Here is a 15404-nt window from a genome sequence, read left to right as displayed (position 1 = left end):
TGGGTATGTGGATCCCATGACGGTCATCGGATTCCACTGCTCGCACGAGCAGATCGCCCCCGCGCAGCTGCTTCGCGACGTCCAGCACGCCGAGCAGGCCGGCTTCACCGCGGGCATGTCGAGCGATCACTTCAGTCCGTGGAGCGAACGGCAGAACGAGTCGGGGTTCGCGTGGTCGTTCCTGGGCGCTGCGCTGGCGACGACGAACCTGCCCTTCGGCGTGGTCAACGCGCCGGGCCAGCGCTACCACCCCGCGATCATCGCGCAGGCGATCGCGACGCTGGCACAGATGTTCCCGGGCCGGTTCTGGGCGGCGCTGGGATCAGGCGAAGCGTCCAACGAGCGGATCAACGGCGAAGTGTGGCCCCGGAAAGAGGTTCGCGATCAGCGCCTGATCGAGTGCGTCGACGTCATCCGCCGGCTCCTCAAAGGTGAGGAAGTCAGCCATGACGGCCTGATCCACGTCAACCGGGCCAAGCTGTGGACACTGCCCGACACCGTGCCCGACCTGGTGGGTCCGGCCGTATCGCCGGCCACGGCGGCCCGGCATGCGGCCTGGGCGGACGCGCTGATCACCGTGAACCAGCCCGCCGAGAACCTGCAGAAGGTGCTCGACGCCTACCGTGGGGCCGGCGGCCGCGGACCCGCGCGGCTGCAGATCCACCTGAGCTGGGCGCCCACCGACGACGAGGCGCTGGCGATCGCCCACGATCAGTGGCGCAACAACGTCGTCGGCCCGCCGGTGTCCTGGGACATCGAGACCGTCGAGGCATTCGACGTCATCGGCGAGACCGTCGCGCCCGAACAGATGCACAAGTCGGTGCGGGTCTCCAGCGACCTCGGTCAGCACGCGGCCTGGCTGCACGAATACCTCGAACAGGGTTGGGACGAACTGTATTTGCACTTCGTCGGCCAACAGCAGGCCGCCTACATCGACGCCTTCGGTGCACACGTGCTGCCGCAGCTGTCGCCGACCGCGCCGGCGGTGCCCGCATGAGGAAAATCGACACCGGTGACCTGTGGTGGAAGAACGCGGTGCTGTACTGCGCCGACATCGAAACGTTCTACGACTGGGACGGCGACGGCTGCGGCGATATCCGCGGAATGACCGAACGTATCGAATACCTGGCCGATCTGGGCATCACCTGTCTGTGGCTGATGCCGTTCTATCCGACCGCCCGCAAGGACGACGGCTACGACATCACCGACTTCTTCGGCGTCGACCCGAAAATGGGCAACCTCGGCGATTTCGTCGAACTGGTGCGCACCGCCCGCGCCAACGGCATCCGGGTGATCGTCGACTTCGTGATGAACCACACCTCCGATGCCCATCCCTGGTTCAAATCGGCCCGCCGCAGCAAGGACGACCCGTATCGCGACTACTACGTGTGGACCGACACCGAACCGCCCGACACGTCCAAGGACGTCGTCTTCCCCGATCAGGAGAACAGCCTCTGGGAACTCGACCCCAAGACCAACGAGTACTACCTGCACCACTTCTACAAACACCAGCCCGACCTGAACATCGCCAATCCCCGCGTGCAGGAGGAGATTTCGCGGACCCTCGGATTCTGGCTGCAACTCGGAGTATCCGGGTTCCGGGTGGACGCCGTGCCGTTCCTGTTCGCCCGCGACGGCGCGCCCGGCGACCCGGGTGCGTTCGACCCCTTCGAATACCTGGGCGACGTCCGCAATTTCGTGACCCGGCGCATCGGGGATGCTGTCCTGCTCGGTGAAGTCAACGTGCCCTACAAGGACCAGAAGGCCTTCTTCGGCGGGCCGGACGGCGACGGTCTGAACATGCAGTTCGACTTCATCGGGATGCAGCACATCTATCTCTCACTGGCCCGGGGCGATGCCCGGCCGCTGGCCAAGGCGTTGCGGCAGCGGCCCGCACTCGACATCACCAGCCAGTGGGCCAACTTCGTGCGCAACCACGACGAGCTGACGTTGGACAAGCTCAGCGATTCCGAGCGCCAGGAGGTGTTCGACGCGTTCGGTCCCGAGCCGGACATGCAACTCTACAATCGGGGTCTGCGCCGCCGGCTGCCGTCCATGCTCGGCGGTGACGAGCGCCGCATGCGGATGGTGTACTCGCTGGCCTTCTCGTTACCGGGCACCCCGGTGCTGTTCTACGGCGAGGAGATCGGCATGGCCGAAAACCTGGATGTGGAAGGACGTTTCGCAGTCCGCACCCCGATGCAGTGGACCGGTGACACCAACGGCGGCTTCTCCACCGCCGCCAAGCGCCGGCTGCCGCGCCCGTTGCCCGACGGTCTGTACGGCCCCGACCGGGTGAATGCCGCCGCACAGCGCCACGACCACAGCTCGTTCTGGTGGTTCATCCGCGATCTGATCTACACCTACCGCCAACAACCCGAGATCGGCTGGTCGGTCGTCGAGGTGCTCAAGCAACCCAACCGCGCGGTGCTGGCCCATGTGTGCCGTGAGCCGTCGGGGTGGGCCATGGTCGGGCTGCACAACTTCGGCGCCGAGGGCTCCCTGGTGCCGTTGCAGCTCGACGACGCCCCGTCGGGCTCCAAACTCGTCGACCTGCTCGACGGCCGCACCGAATACGAACTCGACGCGCAGGGCCGCGCCGAGATGCAACTGGACCCCTACGGTTACCGGTGGCTGCGGCTGCTGCGCCCGGGTGAACCGCCCATCATCTGATCTCCAGCGCACGCAGTGCCAGCCATGCGGCCGCGCGGTCATCGGGGTTCGACATGGACAGGTCGGTGAGCTCCTCGATGCGGCGGATGCGATTGGTCAACGTCTGGCGATGCACACCCAGCTTCTGGGCGGTGATCCCCCAGACGCCGTGCTCGGAGAGATAGGTCTTCAACGTGCGGGCCAGCTCACCGTGCGCGCCGTCGTCGTCCCGCAGCGGATCGAGCACGCCCGCAAGCCGATTGCCGTCCACCCCATCGAGTCGGTCGAGGACATAGGCGACCGTGGGCATGGCCCGGTAGAACACGGCGGTGCGGGCGTCGGCGACGGCGACCTCATGCGCCTGCCGGGCCTCGGCGGCACTGCGGGCCAGAGCGTCAGTGGGCGCCGGTGATCCCAGCCCCAGGCGCAGTGCCATCCGCGCCTCATCGGTGAAACTGTCTGCGCGGAACACCAAGTCGTCCACGCTGTCGTTGCGGATGAAGCCGATGATCCGGCCGTGGTCTTCGGTCATCACGTGGACGGCCCCCAGTTCATCGAACCACCGCACCACGAGTCGTTCCAGGTCAACCGATTTCGAGCGCGCGGTCAGCACGAACGCCGTCAGCGACGACTCGTGCACCCCCCACCGGCGCAGCAGTGCCGACGCCGACGGCCCACCGGCGAGCAGCGTGTTCACCATGACCTCCCGCCCCAACCGTTCGGTGACCGAGTGATCGTGGCTGCGCAGTTTGAGGTCCAGCAGCGCGGCGGCCTGGGACGCCAGATCACGGCTGTAGCTGGTGGAGTGGTCACGCGACGAGACGACCAGGTACGCACTGAGGTCTTCCCCTGAGCCGACGGGGTGCACCTGCAGCCCGGGATGACGCACCCGGACCGGACGGTTGAATGCCACTGCCACAGCGTCTTTCACATGCAGACCACCCGCCGCCGCGGTGGTGATCACCTGGCCGTGCGCGTCGAGCAGCACCGCCCACCCGTCGATTCGGTGCGCCAGTTCGGCGACCACCGCTTCCGCACCCCCGCGGCGGGCAACCTGGGTGAGCACCTTGGTGCCGGTGGTGACCAGGCGGTCCTCGGCGGCCTGGTCGGAGGCCAGCAGCGCCACCAGTCGGGCGTGGAGCAGTAGGTGGCTGGACTCCGTGGTGAGGATGGCGCAGAGATCACGGGTGGCCAGGCCCTCGTGACCCGCGCCGGTAACCAGTACCGCAGCGCCCAACGCCACCGACCGCTGATCGCCGGCGTCCAGTGCCGCCTCCAGCTCGTCGGGCGGACCGACCACCAACGTGGCGTATGACCGGTGCCCGACGACCGCGAAATCGGCGAGCCGCACCACCGCATCCACCGGTGTGGAGACGGTGAAACTGTCGCTCAGCTGGAGGTCTCCGCCGAGAACCTGAGCAATCGAACCGAGATCCCGCGCCACCGCACGAGTGTACGAGATGTCGAAAAACACCTGCCCGATCCACACATTTTCACAGTGACGTGGCCGCCCTCACGGACCTACGATCAGCCGGCCCCAGACGTCAGACCAGAGGAGCCCCATGAAAGGCGTCGTCTACCGCGATCCGGAGACGCCCATCGAGATCGCCGACATCCAGCTCGCCCCGCCGAAGGCCGGGGAAGTGCGGGTCAAGATCGCCGCCGCTGGTGTCTGCCACTCCGATCTGCACGTCAAGCGCGGTGAATGGGATGCCCCGGCACCGCTGATCATGGGCCACGAAGGCAGCGGTGTCGTGGTCGAACTCGGCGAGGGCGTCACCTCGCTGGCGGTCGGCGATCACGTGGTGCTGAGCTGGGTGCCGCCGTGCGGCGAATGCCGCTACTGCCGGTCGGGTCACGAGGCCCGCTGCCAGAAGGTTGCCACGCTGGTCGCCCCGAAAGGCGTGTTGTTCGACGGCACGTCCCGGCTGTCCAAAGACGGTGAGCCACTGCACCACTACCTCGGTGTCTCGTCGTTCGCCGAGGAAGTGGTGGTGCCCGCCTCCGGCGCGGTGAAGGTTCGCGACGACGCGCCACTGGACATCGTCGCCGTCGTCGGGTGCGCGGTGGCCACCGGCGTAGGGGCCGTCACCAACACAGCAGCCGTCGTGCCGGGTTCCACCGTCGCCGTGATCGGTTGCGGCGGTGTGGGACTCAACGTCATCCAGGGTGCCAAGCTGGCCGGCGCCGAACGCATCGTCGCCATCGACGTGCTGCCTGACAAGACGCAACTGGCGCTGCAGTTCGGTGCCACCGACCGCATCGACGCGCCCAAGGGCGACGTCGTGGATCAGCTGTTCGAGCTGATCCCGGACGGCGTCGATTACGCCTTCGACGCCATCGGCCGCACCTCCACCACCGAACAGGCCATCCGCATGCTCGGACTCGGCGGTGCCGCAGTGATCGTGGGCCTGCCCCCCACCGGCGCGAAAGCCTCTTTCGAACCGCTGGTGCTGGCCGAGGCCGACCAACGCATTCTCGGCTCCAACTACGGTTCCGTGCGACCGTCGATCGACATCCCCGCCCTGGTGGACCGTTACATGGACGGCCAACTCAAGCTCGACCCGCTGATCTCGGCGCGCCGCCCGCTCGCCGAAGCCGCCGAAGCATTCGCAGATCTCGAGTCCGGCGAAGCGCTGCGCACCCTGCTCATCCCCTGAACCACCCTCTCACCGACGAAAGACCGAGCATGTCCTCCCCCAGCACCGACACCGGCGTCGCCGTAGACGCGGGCCTGCGCCGCGGCGTCATGAGCGGCCCCGAACTGGCCGCCCAGGCAATCGCCAACATCGCCCCGAGCGCGGTCATCGCCTTCACCGCCGCCGCGATCTATCTCGGCGCCGGTAACGGCACCGTGTACTCCTTCATTCTCGCCACGCTGGTGATCCTGTCGGTGGGGTACTGCGTGACGGTGTTCGCCCGCCGGCACGCCTCGGCCGGGTCGCTCTACACCTACGTCGCCAAAGGCCTGGGGCCACTGGGGGCCTACCTGGCCGGTATCGCGCTGCTGGTGGGCTGCTGGGGTATCGCCGCCGGTTCGCTGGGCGGCGCCGTCGCCTACGTCAACCAGTTCCTGATCCTGCTGGGCGTGCCGGCCGACGGCGTGGGCTGGCGCATCCTGCTGGCCATCGTGTTGGGCGGGCTGGCAACACTTTTCACCATCCGCGGGATCCGGCTCTCGGCGCGGGTGTCGCTGGTGCTCGAGCTCGTGTCGGTGACGATCATCATCATCCTGCTGGTGCTCGCGCTGGTGTGGGCCGGCCCGGCCGCCTGGGATCCCGCTCAGTTCAGCTTCGACGGTCTGCCGCTGCAAGGTGTCGCGGCCGGAATGGTGCTGGGCATCCTGGGATTCGTCGGCTTCTCCTCGGCGGATGCGCTGGGCCGCGAGGCCAAGAATCCGTACACCGCGATCCCCCGCGCCATCATGTGGAGCGCGGTCACGGTGGGCGTGCTGTACGTGTTCGCGGCCTACACCCAGATCGCCGTCCTCGGTGAAGGTCTGGCCGACAGCGCCAGCCCGCTGGAGGACATCGCCACCCAGATCGGCATGCCCACCTGGTTCGCACCCATCCTCACCTTCGGTGTGGGCGCATCGTTCTTCGCCGTCGTCGTCGCGCCACTGAACGTGGTGGGCCGGATCGTCTACGTGATGGGCAAGGAAGGCATGGTCGCCGAGCGCTTCGGCCGCACCCACGACGCGCACCTGACCCCGCACCGCGTCCTGCTCATCGCCGGCCCGGCCGCGATCGTGCTCGACATCATCCTGCTGCTGCTCGGGGTCGACCCGATGAACATCGTGGTGTGGGTGGACACCTACGGGACCTACGGCTACATGGTGGCGTATGCGTTGGTCGCGATCGCCTGCGTCGTCTACACCCGGCGCGAGAAGATGCCCAACACCCTCGTGTGGGTGTGCGCGGTGGTCGCCGTCGTGGCAATGGCCTACGTGTTCTTCGCCAATGTGTGGCCGGTGCCCGCGTTCCCGCTCAACGTCATCCCGTACCTGTTCCTGATCACGATGATCGCCGCACTCGCCTGGTTTTCCTACCAGGCGAGAACCCGCCCGGAGGTCATCGCGCGAATCGGTAGCACCGAGACCGACGCGATGGAAGGGGTCGGCTGAGCCCTGTTCCGGGCACCTAAGCTGGTCGCCGTGAACGTTCAGATGATCGCCTGCGCTGCTGTCGCCGTGGTCGCGGTGGGGCTCGCCGGGTGCAGCTCCGATGGCTCCGCTGACGAATCGGCCGCGAGCACCTCGTCCGCCGCCCCGGCCAGCACCTCATCGGTCCCGCCGCTGACCACCGCGCCCCCCACCCCGGCACCGTCGCTGACGCTCACCGACTACCTGGCGTCCATCGGCGTCACCGAGACACCGGCGCGACCGGCCGAGGGAGGCGCACCGACGATCGAGCTGCCCACCCCGGCCGGCTGGGAGACCGCCATCGACGTTCCCGGCGATTCCTTCTGGGCCGTGATGCTCACCCAGGCCGCCGACCCCGCCAACCCGCCGATCATCCAGGCCACGCTGGTCAAGCTCAGCAAAGAGGTGCCGATCCAGGACATCTTCGACCACGCCGACGGCGAACTGCGCAACCTGCCGGGCTATCAGCCGCTGGGCGACGGTGGACGGGGCGCCCTGGGCGGCCTGGAGGCCCACCAGGTCGGCGGGATGTATGTGAAGAACGGCGTCCAGACCCTCATCGCACAGAAGACGTCGCTCATTACCTCGCCCGCCGGGTCCTACGTGCTCCAGGTCCGTGCGGAGGGACCGCAGGACGATGCACAGGCGTTGGTGTCGGCGACCGCGGAACTCGACAACAACACCGTGATCAGGCCTTAGAGGGTCAGTGCACGCCCTCCATGTGGCGGCTGATCCAGGGCGCGATCGCGAACACCACGATGCCCACCGCGACGGCGACGAGTCCGAGGATGCCGAAGTAGGCGAATTCGTTGGTCGGGTCGTAGTACCCCGCCAGCACACCGGACATCGACGTGCCGATGCCGACGGAGAAGAAGTACAGCGCCATCATCTGCGCGCGGAAGACTTCCGGAGCCAGCTTGGTGGTGACCGACAACCCGATGGGTGAGAGCAGCAGTTCGGAGACCGCGAACACGCCCAGGATGACGAAGACGACCAGCGCGGGCACCGAACGTCCCTCGGTTCCGGCCAGCGGCACGAAACACAGGAAAGCCAAGCCCATTCCGATGACGCCGTAGGCGAACTTGCGCGGCGTGGTGGGAGCCCGGTTGCCGAGCTTGGTCCACATGACCGCGAACAGCGGTGAGAGCGCGATGATCCAGATGGGCTCGATGGAGCCGATCCAGTTCGACGGCGCCGTCCATCCGAAGATCGACCAGTTCATCCGCTCGTCGGAGTACACCGCCAGCACGGTGAAGATCTGCTGGAACAGTGACCAGAAGACGGCGTTGGCGATGAACAACGGGATGAATGCCCGCACCCGCACCCGCTCCTCCGTGGTGACGCGCGAATTCGTCAGCAGGATGGCGAAATACGCGATGGAGGCGACGATGATGACGCCGGTGGTCACCTGGGACAGGTTGGCCAGTGTGACCCAGCCCAGCGCGATGACGACGCCGATGACCACCAGACCGGCGACCATCACACCCGCGGTCTTGCCGATAGCGTTGCGCGGCAATGGGTTCGGCACGTGGCGGCCGTGCTCGCCGAGGTTGCGCCGGAACGCCACGTACTGGGCCAAGCCCAGGGCCATGCCGACCGCGGCCGCGCCGAAGCCCCAGTGGAAGCCGACCCGGGTCTGCAGCAGCCCGGTGATGAGCGGGCCGACGAAGGCACCCAGGTTGATACCGAGGTAGAACAGGGTGAAACCACCGTCGGCGCGGGGGTCGCGTTTGGCGTACAGGGTGCCCAGCAAGGAGGAGGCGTTGGCCTTGAGCGCGCCGGAGCCCAGTGCCACGAGCACCAATCCGACGCCGACGCCGGTCAGGCCGGGGATCAGTGCCAGCGCGATGTGGCCGGCCATGACCACCACACCCCCGTAGAACACCGTGCGTTCCATGCCGAGCACCCGGTCGGCGATCCAGCCGCCCAGCACCGTCGACAGGTACACCAGGCCGCCGTAGGCGCCGACGATCCCCGTGGCGGTGCTCTGCTCGAGCCCGAGGCCACCGTCGGTGACCGAGTAGTAGAGGTAGTAGCCGAGGATGGTCAGCATCCCATAGAACGAGAAGCGCTCCCAGAGCTCGACGCCGAACAGGTTGGTCAATCCGATCGGATGGCCGAACAGTGTGCGCTGGGTGTCTTGTTCGTGGACTGCCATTGGTCCACATTCCCACCATCGGGGGCGTTCGGCCAACAGTGGGTCGCCCCGGGATGCCGTCCCGGGGCGACCGAGGCTGATCAGTCGTCCCAGTAGGTCTCGGTCCAGTCGTCGGCCCAGCGGTGGCCGGCGTTCCAGTCCTCGTCCCAGTAGGTCTCGGTCCAGTCATCGCCGAGGGCGGCGACGTTGCCGAGTTCGGGTGCCCAGTTCAGCGACGCTTCGATGCTCGCGGGTACCGGGGCCGGCGCGGTGGCCGCGCCGGCGGCACCGGCGCCGACGATGCCCAGGCCGGTCAGGGCGGCGCCGACGGTGACGACCTTCCAGGTGGCGGGGCGATTCATGTGTCTCTCCTTGTGCGGTAGGGGTTTTGGCTTCGTACACATCAAGAATCGCCGGTGCAGATGAGTCTGGCGGGAGGCGACGATGAGTGATCTCTCATGCGGCTGATCCACTGCTGGGCGAGCTCGATGCGCGCCGCAGTGCGTTCCCGCCAGCTCGGCCGCTGGGCGCGAAACGGCCCGGTGGCCAGGCCCAGGACCACTGCGGCCGTACGAAGGTGCAGGTCAGCGGGATCCGTCTGACGTTCCGCGTGGGCCAGCACCGCGGTGCCGTAGTAGCGCGCGCGGGGGTTCTGCAGACCCGACACCGACAGGTGGCCGAGCAGTGTGGCCCACTCGTCGGCGCGTTCACCGGGTCCGGCGGTGTCGACGTCGATCAGCGCGCTGAGCCCGCCGTCGGCGACGAGGAGTTGACCGTCGTGGAAATCCCCGTGCACCGGTTGGGTGGCTGATGCAGTTGCGGCCGAATGCATTTCGTCCACCATCTCGCGGACGTCGACATCGGCGGTGAGCTTCAGGACACGCGCCGAGTGGGTGACGCGGTGCAGGTGGGTCGGTCGCGGCGGCAGCTTCAGCAATGCGGTGGGCAAGGTGTCGAGGGCGTGTTGCAACGTCGACGGCGCGGGCAATCTGGTGCCGTCGAGGCCGTCGCGGGTCAGTAGGGCGCGCAGCAGCGTGCCGGGTGCTTCGGGCAGGACGATCAGGCCGTCGCAGTGGGAGGCCACGATCGGCGGCACCGGCAGCACCGCGCCGAGGACGGTGTGCCGGTGGTGCAGGTCGGCGACGGCCGACGGCGCGACGACCTTGACGAACCAGCGCGAACTGCCGTCGGTGGCTTCGAGGACGGCGCGTTGGCCCGGGCGGTAGCCGCGGACGGTGATCCCCACGGGGCCTTGGACCCCGAGCAGTTCGGCCAGTCGCGCAGGGTCGCCGGCCATGGCGAGCCCGGGCAGGGCGGGGTCCTGCGGCCAGCGCCAGACCCCGACTTCGACGGGGGTGCCGTCGACGTTGCCGGCCAGGACGGCCGCCCCGGGTGGGATGCGGTCACCGGTGGCGGCGACCAGGGTCTCCCGGCGCATGTTGCCGTCGGCGCGGCGGACGTCGCCGACGTAGCGCACCCGCACACCACCGCTGGGCGCGACGTGAGCGTCGGCGATCCGCAGGGCGGTCAGGCCGGCGTCGTATTCACCGACGGCGGCCTCGAGGATGGCGGCGGCCTGAGGTCCGAGCAGCAGGTCGAGCGCGGGCAGTGGCATGCCGACGAGCGTGGCGACGCTGCGGGTGGTGGCAATGAGATGTGGGTGAGAGCACTCTCATGCCGGGCGTTTGACGAGTGTGGAGTTGATCCACGTTCGGCGAGCTTGCGCGTGCCACAAGTCCACACTGGGCGAGGCTGTCGGCTTTTCAGCGCGCGGAGCTGGTGCCCAGGACGGTGAGTTCGGCGACCAGGGCCAGGGCACACACCACGGCGACGATGGCCATGGCGATCCAGTCCCGTTTGGCGGGTTTGGATTCGGCGGCCGAGATCTGCCCGGTGCCACCACGGGCGGCGATGGCATCACCCATCTCGTCGCCGCGACGCAATGTCACGGTGATGGCCGCGGCCAGCAGATCGATCAGCTCGATCGCCCAGCGGCGACGCCGCTCCTTGCGGGTCTTCAGCAGCGGCCGGGGCCGCAACTTGCGCGCCGCGAACAGCACCCGGAACTCGTCGATCAGCATCGGGAAGGACCGCAGCGCCAGCGCCAGCGTCACCGCCCATTCGTCGACCGGGATCCGCAGCTTGCGCAACGGCTTGCCCAACGTGGCCACCGCGGGCGCAATATCGGAGACGTTCGTCGTCCACGACACCATGGCGCCGAGACCGAGCAACACGATCGACAGCGCGGTGATGCGCAGGAAGTTCAGCAACCCGCCCAGGCCGATGGTCACCGACCCGACGACGAATTCGGGCGTCCCACCGGCAAAGGATGCGGTGAGCGCACCGAAGAACAGGAAAATCCACAGCCACACCGGGATCGACGGCAGCACGCCGCGCGGGATGTGCGCCAGCCGGGCGGCCACCCACACCAGTACAGCCACCAGCGCGATGGGCACCCAGCCCGGATAGAACGTCATCAGCACGCCGAACACGAACACCACGAGCAGCTTGGTGCCGGCCCACAGCCGATGGATCACGGAGTCGCCGGGAACCGGTCGCAGCAGCACGACCGGCCGTGGAGTCTGGTTACGCGGTGGTGCCGTCACGTCATCCCCCCGGCCGTCGTCGCCGCCGGCTCCATCACGCCGTCGCGCAGATGCAGGATCCGCGGGCACAGCTCTTCCAGACCCACGAAGTCGTGCGAGATCACCATCACCGTCAGCCCAGAATTCCGTCGCAGATCGGTCAGCAGACGCAGCAGCCCGGCCTGACTCTCGGCATCCAGACCGGCCAGCGGCTCGTCGAGGATCAACGCCTTGGGCTTGCGGGCCAGCAGACCGGCGAGCACCACTCGCCGCATCTGACCACCGGAGAGCTGGTCGGTGCGCCGCCGCGCCAGAGACGCGTCCAGGCCGACAGCCTTGAGCGCTTGATGCACCCGGCGTTGATCGGTGTGCTCGAAGCCGGCGGCCGAAGCCACCTCGAGGTCCACGCGGGCGCGCATGAGCTGCAGCCGCGCCGCCTGGAAGGCCAAGGCCACCGCGCCCACCTGTTCGTGGGCGGGTTTGCCGCCGACCAGTGCGGTGCCCACGGTGGGGACGGCCAGCCCGGCCATGATCCAGGCCAGCGTCGACTTACCGGAGCCGTTGCCGCCGTGGATCAGCACCCCGTCACCCTCGTGGACGGCGAAGCTGATGTCCTGCAGTGCGGGTTTGGCCCAGGGGGTGCCGGTGCCGTATTCGTGGCTCACCCGGTCGAGTTCGAGCACCGGGGTGCCGGAGGGCTGATGCCCGTTCTCGACGGTCGCGGCCGGCGCGGCGGCGGTCTCGACCATCGCGGTGTTGTCCAGCGAGGCGCTGAGGTTGACGGCGCGGTCGGCGCTGTCGGCCTCGTTGTTGTAATGCGTGATGTGCACCAGCGACATCTCGTGGCGTTCGGTCAGTCCGGACAGCACATCCAGCAGCGCCTCACGGCCGGCCTGGTCCACCATGCTGGTGACCTCGTCGGCGATCAACAGCGACGGCCGACGCGCCAGCGCCCCCGCGACGGCCAGGCGTTGCAGCTCGCCGCCGGACAGTCCGCCGGTGTCGCGCTCGTTGAATCCGGCCAGGCCCACCTCGTCGAGCAGGCCGTCGACGTCGGTCTTGGTGCCAGGCGGCAGCCCCCACACCACGTCGTCGGCGACGCGGGTGCCGAGTACCTGGCTCTCTGGGTGCTGCATGATCACCGCGGTGCCGCCGAGCTTGCCCAGTCCGACTCCGCCGGCCCGGTCGACGGTTCCCGAGGTGGGTTCGCGACCGGCGAGCAGCAGCATCAACGTGGTTTTCCCGGAGCCGTTGGCGCCGGTGATGGCGACGTGCTCGCCGACGGCGATGTCCAACGACACCGGCGACAGCGCGTCATGTGCGGCGTTCGGGTAGCGAAAAGAGACGTCTCGCAGCTGCACCGGGACCGGCCCGGCCGGTTCGGTCTCCTCGGCGAGATCCAGCTTGTGGACATCAGGAATTCCGCGCAGCCGGTGCAACACCTTCGACACCGCCCACCAGCCGAGCAGCGAGACGCTCATGATCGCGAAGACCGCGTAGCCGATCATCAGGAACGGCCAGTAACTCAGTGCCAGCTGGAAGAAGTCCTTGAGGTCCTGCGAGGTCTGTTCCAGTGCGGGGATGCGGGCCAGGATCGTGGCGGTGCCGTCCACGTTGGCGGTCATGGACGCGAAGATGAGGTGCCGCAGGCGAGACAGGACCAGCAGCGCGCCGACGATGACGAAGCCGAACACCAGGCCGGCCAGGAACGAGGTGAACACCACCGTGGGTGTCCCCCGGCCGCGACGCCGGACGATACCGGTGAGCCCGCCGATGTAGGCGCAGTTGGCGACGGTCATGAAGCCACCGAGGCCGGCGATCAGGAACGCGATCAGGCCGGCGGCGACGGTGGCCGCGATCAGGACTCGGATGCGGTAGCGGTAGGCCAACAGGGCCATGGGCACGGTCCCCAGCAGCGAGAGCGCGGCGGCGAACGGGACGACGACGGCGATGATCGCCGTGGCGGCGCACAGCGCGGCCATGACAGCGGCTTGAGCGGTTTCCGCGGGGCGCAATGACCGGGCCGTTTTCGGCACAGTGGCCGCTGGGCTCGAGGTCATTCTTCGATTCTGCCAGTCAGTCCACAGATTGAAATACATAGCATTCCTATGTAACCTGTGTTTCATGACGTCTGCCAGCGCCGCTTCCGACACTACCGGCCTGGGCGCCGACTTACTCAGTGTTGTCGCGCGGCTCAATCGGCTGGCGACCCAGCGCACCCAACTCCCCCTGCCCTGGGCGCAGGCGCGCCTGCTGTCGACCATCGAGGATCGCGGCGAGGCCCGCATCTCCGATCTCGCCGAGCTCGACCACTGCTCACAGCCGACGATGACCACCCAGGTCCGCCGCCTCGAAGATGCCGGACTGGTGACACGCACCGCCGATCCCGGTGACGCGCGCGCGGTGCTGATCCGCATCACCGACAAGGGCGTCGACGTACTGGCGCAGGCCCGCATCGACCGCGCGGCCGTCATCGATCCCCTACTGGGGCAGCTGACCCCCGAGGAGCGAAGCGCGCTCGGGACCGCCGTCGGCGTCATGCGGCGGATGTTGCAGAACGCACAGAACAGTTAGTCAGTAAGCCGGCGCACGGAGCTCGGGTACCTTCGTGCGCCCTAATAGATAGGAAATCTATATGTGGCGTCAGCCCAAAGCGGTTTGGGCCGTGGCATTCGCGTCCGTGGTGGCCTTCATGGGGATCGGCCTCGTCGACCCCATCCTCAAACCGATCGCCGACAATCTGGATGCCACGCCGTCACAGGTGTCGCTGCTGTTCACCAGCTACATGGCGGTGATGGGTGTCGCCATGCTCATCACCGGGGTGGTCTCCTCGCGGATCGGACCCAAACGCACCCTGCTGCTCGGCTGGTGATCATCATCGCCGGTGCCGGGCTGGCGGGGATGTCCGAGACCGTCACGGAGATCGTCGGCTGGCGCGCACTGTGGGGACTGGGCAACGCGTTGTTCGTCGCGACCGCGCTCGCCACCATCGTCAGTTCGGCACGCGGGTCGGTGGCGCAGGCCATCATCCTCTATGAGGCGGCGCTCGGTCTGGGCATCGCGATCGGGCCCCTGGTCGGCGGTGTGCTCGGTTCCCTCTCCTGGCGCGGGCCGTTCTTCGGCGTCTCGGCGCTGATGGCGGTCGCGGTGCTGGTGACCGCCTTCCTGTTGCCCGCCACCCCGCGGGCGGCGCGCGCGACGTCACTGCTGGACCCGTTCCGCGCGCTGCGCCATCGCGGTCTGCTCGGTGTCGCGATCACCGCGCTGCTGTACAACTTCGGCTTTTTCACACTGCTGGCCTTCACACCGTTTCCGCTCGACATGGACGCGCACGGCATCGGGCTGATCTTCTTCGGCTGGGGCCTGGCGCTGGCCTTCACCTCGGTGGTGGCCGCGCCGCGGCTGCAACACCGCTTCGGCACCGTGCCGGTGTTGATCGTCAACCTGCTGCTGATGACGGCGACGCTGGCGGTCATGGCGGTGTTCACCTCCGACAAAGTGGTGCTGGCGGTCTGCGTCATCGTCGCCGGTCTGTGGATCGGTGTGAACAACACTCTGATCACCGAGACCGTGATGAAGGCCGCGCCCGTCGAACGCGGAGTTGCTTCGGCCGCTTACAGTTTCGTGCGGTTCGCCGGCGCCGCCCTGGCCCCGTGGCTGGCCGGCGTGCTGGGCGAACAGGTCAGCGTCCACCTGCCGTACTGGGTGGGTGCAGGTGCGGTACTGCTGGGCGCGGTGGTGTTGTTCGTGGCCAGGCGGTGGTTGCCGGGGATCGACGAGCCGGAGACCACTGAGGAGCTGGCTCAGGACGAGGCGCTGGCCGACGCAAGCTGAGTCCTGCACTTCGGCCATCTCGGATGATCGATTCCACCCAGAGTCCGGTCAACGG

General features: G+C 68.0%; 12 protein-coding genes and 1 pseudogene. 7 read left to right on the top strand and 6 right to left on the bottom strand.

What is annotated here, in order from left to right; genetic code table 11:
• The first annotated feature begins 16 nt into the window (after positions 1-16).
• Together AC3A6P_RS00945 and AC3A6P_RS00940 are read left to right on the top strand one after the other, a co-directional pair.
• Positions 17-997: a TIGR03885 family FMN-dependent LLM class oxidoreductase gene (locus tag AC3A6P_RS00945; protein ID WP_487687208.1), complete on the top strand. Its 981-nt coding sequence runs from the start codon at positions 17-19 to the stop codon at positions 995-997.
• On the top strand, positions 994-2673 hold the full coding sequence (locus AC3A6P_RS00940) for an alpha-amylase family protein (RefSeq protein ID WP_487687205.1): 1680 nt from the start codon (positions 994-996) through the stop codon (positions 2671-2673). The genes AC3A6P_RS00945 and AC3A6P_RS00940 overlap by 4 nt, the downstream gene beginning before the upstream one ends.
• Here AC3A6P_RS00940 and AC3A6P_RS00935 read toward each other — a convergent pair.
• Positions 2666-4096 carry a PucR family transcriptional regulator gene (locus AC3A6P_RS00935; protein WP_487687203.1) on the bottom strand — a complete coding sequence of 477 codons (1431 nt, stop codon included), beginning with the start codon at positions 4094-4096 and terminating at the stop codon, positions 2666-2668. The two genes, AC3A6P_RS00940 and AC3A6P_RS00935, sit on opposite strands and share 8 nt — an antisense overlap.
• 118 nt (positions 4097-4214) lie before the next feature.
• Here AC3A6P_RS00935 and AC3A6P_RS00930 point away from each other — a divergent pair, with 118 nt between their 5' ends.
• From AC3A6P_RS00930 to AC3A6P_RS00920, 3 genes are read left to right on the top strand one after another with little or no spacing between them, the layout of a single operon-like run.
• Positions 4215-5312: an alcohol dehydrogenase catalytic domain-containing protein gene (locus AC3A6P_RS00930; RefSeq protein ID WP_487687200.1), complete on the top strand. Its 1098-nt coding sequence runs from the start codon at positions 4215-4217 to the stop codon at positions 5310-5312.
• 29 nt (positions 5313-5341) lie between these two features.
• On the top strand, positions 5342-6775 hold the full coding sequence (locus AC3A6P_RS00925; RefSeq protein WP_487687198.1) for an APC family permease: 1434 nt from the start codon (positions 5342-5344) through the stop codon (positions 6773-6775).
• Positions 6776-6805: 30 nt separating this feature from the next.
• On the top strand, positions 6806-7492 hold the full coding sequence (locus tag AC3A6P_RS00920) for an LpqN/LpqT family lipoprotein (RefSeq protein ID WP_487687196.1): 687 nt from the start codon (positions 6806-6808) through the stop codon (positions 7490-7492).
• Between the two features lie 4 nt (positions 7493-7496).
• On the opposite strand, the gene AC3A6P_RS00915 is transcribed toward AC3A6P_RS00920, so the two are convergent.
• The 5 genes from AC3A6P_RS00915 to AC3A6P_RS00895 all read right to left on the bottom strand — a co-directional run bounded on the left by AC3A6P_RS00915 (position 7497) and on the right by AC3A6P_RS00895 (position 13575).
• On the bottom strand, positions 7497-8951 hold the full coding sequence (locus tag AC3A6P_RS00915; RefSeq protein WP_487687194.1) for a peptide MFS transporter: 1455 nt from the start codon (positions 8949-8951) through the stop codon (positions 7497-7499).
• A gap of 80 nt (positions 8952-9031) precedes the next feature.
• Positions 9032-9292: a hypothetical protein gene (locus AC3A6P_RS00910; RefSeq protein ID WP_487687191.1), complete on the bottom strand. Its 261-nt coding sequence runs from the start codon at positions 9290-9292 to the stop codon at positions 9032-9034.
• Between the two features lie 41 nt (positions 9293-9333).
• The gene (locus tag AC3A6P_RS00905; RefSeq protein WP_487687189.1) at positions 9334-10545 is read right to left on the bottom strand and encodes a phosphotransferase; all 1212 of its coding nucleotides are present in this window, start codon (positions 10543-10545) and stop codon (positions 9334-9336) included.
• Positions 10546-10693: 148 nt separating this feature from the next.
• A complete protein-coding gene (locus AC3A6P_RS00900) occupies positions 10694-11536 on the bottom strand; it encodes an energy-coupling factor transporter transmembrane component T family protein (protein ID WP_487687186.1) in 843 nt (280 codons plus the stop codon).
• Positions 11533-13575 carry a DUF2232 domain-containing protein gene (locus AC3A6P_RS00895; protein ID WP_487687184.1) on the bottom strand — a complete coding sequence of 681 codons (2043 nt, stop codon included), beginning with the start codon at positions 13573-13575 and terminating at the stop codon, positions 11533-11535. The genes AC3A6P_RS00900 and AC3A6P_RS00895 overlap by 4 nt, the downstream gene beginning before the upstream one ends.
• Before the next feature lie 64 nt (positions 13576-13639).
• Here AC3A6P_RS00895 and AC3A6P_RS00890 point away from each other — a divergent pair, with 64 nt between their 5' ends.
• Positions 13640-14089 carry a MarR family winged helix-turn-helix transcriptional regulator gene (locus tag AC3A6P_RS00890; RefSeq protein WP_487687181.1) on the top strand — a complete coding sequence of 150 codons (450 nt, stop codon included), beginning with the start codon at positions 13640-13642 and terminating at the stop codon, positions 14087-14089.
• 61 nt (positions 14090-14150) lie between these two features.
• Positions 14151-15349: pseudogene (locus tag AC3A6P_RS00885) on the top strand (MFS transporter).
• Positions 15350-15404 lie beyond the last annotated feature (55 nt).

It is taken from the genome of Mycobacterium sp. Soil_C_30 (assembly GCF_057656995.1).
The sequence above is the reverse complement of the archived record's forward strand: the minus strand, read 5'-3'. Positions and strand labels throughout refer to the sequence as shown.

What these genes read in the sequence shown, in the direction of transcription:
- AC3A6P_RS00945 (WP_487687208.1), top strand. Translation starts at nt 17, where the DNA reads ATGACGGTCATCGGATTCCACTGCTCGCACGAGCAGATCGCCCCCGCG.
- AC3A6P_RS00940 (WP_487687205.1), top strand. Translation starts at nt 994, where the DNA reads ATGAGGAAAATCGACACCGGTGACCTGTGGTGGAAGAACGCGGTGCTG.
- AC3A6P_RS00930 (WP_487687200.1), top strand. Translation starts at nt 4,215, where the DNA reads ATGAAAGGCGTCGTCTACCGCGATCCGGAGACGCCCATCGAGATCGCC.
- AC3A6P_RS00925 (WP_487687198.1), top strand. Translation starts at nt 5,342, where the DNA reads ATGTCCTCCCCCAGCACCGACACCGGCGTCGCCGTAGACGCGGGCCTG.
- AC3A6P_RS00915 (WP_487687194.1), bottom strand. Translation starts at nt 8,951, where the DNA reads ATGGCAGTCCACGAACAAGACACCCAGCGCACACTGTTCGGCCATCCG.
- AC3A6P_RS00910 (WP_487687191.1), bottom strand. Translation starts at nt 9,292, where the DNA reads ATGAATCGCCCCGCCACCTGGAAGGTCGTCACCGTCGGCGCCGCCCTG.
- AC3A6P_RS00905 (WP_487687189.1), bottom strand. Translation starts at nt 10,545, where the DNA reads ATGCCACTGCCCGCGCTCGACCTGCTGCTCGGACCTCAGGCCGCCGCC.
- AC3A6P_RS00895 (WP_487687184.1), bottom strand. Translation starts at nt 13,575, where the DNA reads ATGACCTCGAGCCCAGCGGCCACTGTGCCGAAAACGGCCCGGTCATTG.
- AC3A6P_RS00890 (WP_487687181.1), top strand. Translation starts at nt 13,640, where the DNA reads ATGACGTCTGCCAGCGCCGCTTCCGACACTACCGGCCTGGGCGCCGAC.